Genomic DNA, 3,550 nt, shown 5'->3' with positions numbered 1-3,550 from the left:
CGAGGCGTCATCGGGAAACCACGCCCGGAATTCTTGATAGGTCCGCGGGTAGTCCACACCGCCCACGGGAGCGCCCTCGACACCCACGCTGAACAGCATAGGTCCACTTAAGCAGATAAGCAGTACAAACTTTCGAACATGCCACCGACGCTACCCCCGACGTCCGACAGAGAACGCCGCTAGCCCTCCAACGCCTGATAGGTGCTGCGCACGAACTTCGGTTGCGCGGTCTGCAGCTTCGCCAACGACGTGTTCCCGGCGACCGCGGCAGCGGCGTCGGCGGACAGGTTCGGCAGGTTCTGGATCAGGTAGATCAGGATGACGTCGGCCGACGGGTCGGCCTGCCACCACGTTCCGAAGGCCCCGGGCCACGAGAAGGTGCCGAGGCCACCGGGGCCGAACAACTGCCGCGACTTGGCCGGATCGGTCACCACCGACAGGTTCAAACCGAATCCGCGGCCGATCCAGAACGGCGCACCGAGGAAGTCGTGCCGCTTCTGCTCGTCGGTCAACCGATCGGTGCGCATCAGGTTCACCGACTCCTCGGACAGCACGCGCACCCCGTCGAGTTCTCCGCCGGCCAGCAGCATCCTGGCGAAACGCAGATAGTCGTCCGCGGTCGAGAACAGCCCGGCCCCGCCGGTGCAGAACGGCGGATCCACGATCGGCGGCGGTCCCATCACGTCGTGGCGCAGCGTGTTGTCCTTGTCCAGCTGGTACATCGTCGCCGCCCGCCGCCTGCCGGTCGGGCCGACGTGAAAGCCGGTGTCCGACATGCCCAATGGGCCGAGGATCCGTTCGGAGAGCACCTCGCTCAGCGGTTTGCCCTCGATCCGCGACAACGCGATCCCCAGCACGTCGGTGGCGTGGCTGTAGGTCAGGCGCTCGCCGGGCTGATGCACGAGCGGCAGCGCGGACAGTTCGGCCAGCCAGCGGTCCTGGTCCTGGCGGGTCGGCAGTTTGCGGTAGGCGTCCGACAGCGGCCCGAGCACCGAGAACGTGTACGCGAGCCCACTGCGGTGGGTCATCAGGTCCTCGACGGTGATGTGCCGCTGCGCCGGCACGGTGCGGTCGAGCCGCCCGCGAGGCTCGACCAGCACCCGCATGTCGGCGAGCTCCGGCAGCCACGTCGCGACCCGGTCGCCCAGGCGCAGCTTGCCCTCCTCGATCAGCGACATCGCCGCGGCGACCGTCACCGGCTTGGTCATCGACGCGATGCGAAAGATCGTGTCGCGCTGCATCGGTAACCGCGCCTCCACATCGCGGTAGCCCAGTTCGTTGACCTGGCGCACCTCGCCGGCGTGCCAGACGAGCGTGACGGCGCCGGCCAGCAGTCCGGCGTCTATCGCGTCGACGATGGAGGCCTTGTTGCGGTCGAGGTTCACCGGGCCGAGGCTACCTGCCGAATACGCCGTCACCGTCCCGCGGTGCTAAGCTCCCCGCAGTTTCCGACATCCTTTAACGATCCGTCCCGTGAGGCGGAGAAGGAGGTCCGGCTCACTCGTGGGCGCGCCCGACCATCCCGGTCACGACCGGGAGCTGATGTCCGCAGCGGACGTCAGCCGAACCATTGCCCGTATCGCCCATCAGATCATCGAGAAGACCGCGCTCGACGGTCCGGACGGACCCCGCGTCGTCCTGCTCGGCATCCCCACCCGTGGCGTGACTCTCGCCACCCGGCTGGCCCGCAACATCGCCGAGTTCAGCGGAGTCGACGTGGCGCACGGCGCGCTCGACATCACCCTCTACCGCGACGATCTGATGACCAAGCCGCCCCGCGCGCTGGCGGCCACCTCGATCCCCGCCGGTGGTATCGACGGCGCGCTGGTGGTCCTCGTCGACGACGTGCTGTATTCCGGCCGGTCGGTGCGTTCCGCGCTGGACGCGCTCCGTGATCTCGGCCGGCCCAAGGCCGTTCAGCTGGCGGTGCTCGTCGACCGCGGCCACCGCGAGCTGCCGATCCGCGCCGACTACGTCGGCAAGAACGTCCCGACATCGCGCGCCGAGAACGTCAAGGTCCGTCTCACCGAGGACGACGGAGTCGACGGTGTCCGCATCGCACCTTACGGAGGGCCTGCCAGGTGAAGCACCTGCTGACCGCGGCCGATCTCAGCCGCGACGACGCCACCGCGATCCTCGACAACGCCGACCGGTTCGCCGAGGCGCTGGTGGGTCGCGAGGTCAAGAAGCTGCCCACGCTGCGGGGCCGCACCATCATCACGATGTTCTACGAGAACTCCACCAGGACCCGGGTGTCGTTCGAGGTGGCCGGCAAGTGGATGAGCGCCGACGTGATCAACGTCAGCTCGTCGGGATCCTCTGTGGCCAAAGGGGAATCGCTGCGTGACACCGCACTGACGTTGCGTGCCGCCGGTGCCGACGCGCTGATCATCCGCCACCCCGCCTCCGGCGCCGCCCAACAGCTGGCCGCCTGGACGCTCGACGAGCACGGCGGGCCCTCGGTGATCAACGCCGGTGACGGTACTCACGAACACCCCACCCAGGCGCTGCTGGACGCGCTGACCATCCGGCAGCGGCTCGGCTCCGTCGAGGGCAGGCGCGTGGTCATCGTCGGTGACGTCCTGCACAGCCGGGTCGCGCGCTCCAACGTGGCCCTGTTGCACACGCTGGGCGCGGAAGTCGTGCTCGTCGCGCCCCCGACCCTGCTGCCGGTGGGGGTCGCGGACTGGCCGGTGACCGTGTCGCACGATCTGGACGCGGAACTGCCGCTGGCCGACGCGGTGCTGATGCTGCGGGTGCAGGCCGAACGGATGAACGGCGGCTTCTTCCCGTCCTCGCGGGAGTACTCGGTGCGCTACGGGCTGTCCGAGCAACGGCAGTCACGGCTGGCCGACCATGCCGTGGTGCTGCACCCGGGCCCGATGTTGCGCGGCATGGAGATCGCGCACTCGGTGGCGGATTCTTCGCAATCGGCGGTGCTGCAACAGGTTTCCAACGGTGTTCACGTCCGGATGGCGGTGCTCTTCCACCTGCTCGTCGGAGCTGAAGAGGAGGCGATCAGCGCATGACGGTTCTCAAGGGAGTCCGGCTCTACGGCGAGGGCGACCCGGTCGACGTACTGGTCCGCGACGGGCAGATCGCAGAGATCGGTGAAGGCCTGGGTGGCGACGCGGACGAGCGCATCGACTGTGCGGGCCGGATCCTGCTGCCGGGCTTCGTCGACCTGCACACCCACCTGCGCGAACCCGGCCGGGAGTACGCCGAGGACATCGAAACCGGTTCGGCGGCAGCGGCTCTCGGCGGATACACCGCGGTGTTCGCGATGGCCAACACCGAACCGGTCGCCGACTCCGTGGTGGTCACCGATCACGTCTGGCACCGTGGGCAGCAGGTCGGCCTGGTCGACGTGCACCCCGTCGGCGCGGTGACGGTCGGCCTCGGCGGCAAGCAGCTCACCGAGATGGGGCTGATGGCCGCCGGCGCCGGGGAGGTGCGGATGTTCTCCGACGACGGTGTGTGCGTCGACGATCCGCTGGTGATGCGGCGAGCGCTGGAGTACGCGTCCGGTCTCGGTGTGCTGATCGCCCAG

The 3,550-nt window shown here is 68.8% G+C and carries 4 protein-coding genes; 3 read left to right on the top strand and 1 reads right to left on the bottom strand.

Features of this window, described 5'->3' with window-relative positions; all coding sequences use genetic code 11:
• Positions 1–179 precede the first annotated feature (179 nt).
• Complete coding sequence (locus ASJ79_RS21005) at positions 180–1,385, bottom strand: serine hydrolase (RefSeq protein ID WP_067959435.1); 1,206 nt, start codon at positions 1,383–1,385, stop codon at positions 180–182.
• A gap of 118 nt (positions 1,386–1,503) precedes the next feature.
• Here ASJ79_RS21005 and pyrR point away from each other — a divergent pair, with 118 nt between their 5' ends.
• The 3 genes from pyrR to ASJ79_RS20990 all read left to right on the top strand — a co-directional run.
• Positions 1,504–2,085, top strand: coding sequence for a bifunctional pyr operon transcriptional regulator/uracil phosphoribosyltransferase PyrR (pyrR, locus tag ASJ79_RS21000; protein ID WP_067959431.1), 582 nt, complete (start codon positions 1,504–1,506; stop codon positions 2,083–2,085).
• Positions 2,082–3,029, top strand: a complete 948-nt coding sequence (locus ASJ79_RS20995; RefSeq protein ID WP_067959429.1) for an aspartate carbamoyltransferase catalytic subunit — start codon at positions 2,082–2,084, stop codon at positions 3,027–3,029. Before pyrR ends, ASJ79_RS20995 begins: the two co-directional genes overlap by 4 nt.
• Positions 3,026–3,550 (top strand): amidohydrolase family protein (locus tag ASJ79_RS20990; RefSeq protein ID WP_156448553.1); only part of this gene is annotated, 525 nt, incomplete at its 3' end. The genes ASJ79_RS20995 and ASJ79_RS20990, both read left to right, overlap by 4 nt.

The organism is Mycobacterium sp. NAZ190054 (assembly GCF_001545925.1).
Taxonomy (GTDB): Bacteria; Actinomycetota; Actinomycetes; order Mycobacteriales; family Mycobacteriaceae; genus Mycobacterium.
Note: the sequence above shows the minus strand (reverse complement) of the source record. Positions and strands in the feature narration are given on the sequence as shown.